Annotated in this window: 1 protein-coding gene; it reads left to right on the forward strand. The window is 74.9% G+C overall.

Annotation, left to right across the window (positions count from 1 at the left end; genetic code table 11):
- Positions 1 to 295: 295 nt before the first annotated feature.
- Positions 296 to 509 (forward strand): bestrophin-like domain (locus CCN51_RS51980; protein WP_483883489.1); only part of this gene is annotated, 214 nt, incomplete at its 3' end.

Here is a 509-nt window from a genome sequence, read left to right on the forward strand (position 1 = left end):
CCCAGCGCGCCCCCGCCGCCGTCCCGCTCGGCCGCCGAGAAGCCGCCCAGGACGCCCCTGCCGAGCTCCCCGGCGCCGACCGGCCCGCCTCGTACCGCGGAGTTGCGCGCATACCACGCGCCCGCGCCCCAGAAGTCGGGCGGCGGCGTCTCGTTGGTCACCTTCACCCTGCTGATCACTGCGCCCGCGGTGCTCGCGGCCGCCGCCCTGCGCCCCCGTTCGCGCTCGCGCTCCACGGCGCGCGGCCGCGGGTCGCGCGGCTGACGCCGACGCCGAGACCTGACGGAGGTTGCCCATGCCCGAATGGCTGATTCTGATTCTCGTGACGGCGGGGGTCTGTGCGCTCGTCGTGGCCGTCACGCTGCTCAACCAGCGGCGGGTCCCCGAGGACGACGACCCCTCGGAGACCCCCGATGTCATCGAGTACATGACCATGATGATCGGCGTGGTGTACGCCATCGTGCTGGGCCTGGCCATCGCCGGGGTCTGGGAGGCGCGCGGCGCCGCGC

It is taken from the genome of Streptomyces milbemycinicus (genome assembly GCF_002154605.1).
Taxonomy (GTDB): domain Bacteria; phylum Actinomycetota; class Actinomycetes; order Streptomycetales; family Streptomycetaceae; genus Streptomyces; species Streptomyces milbemycinicus.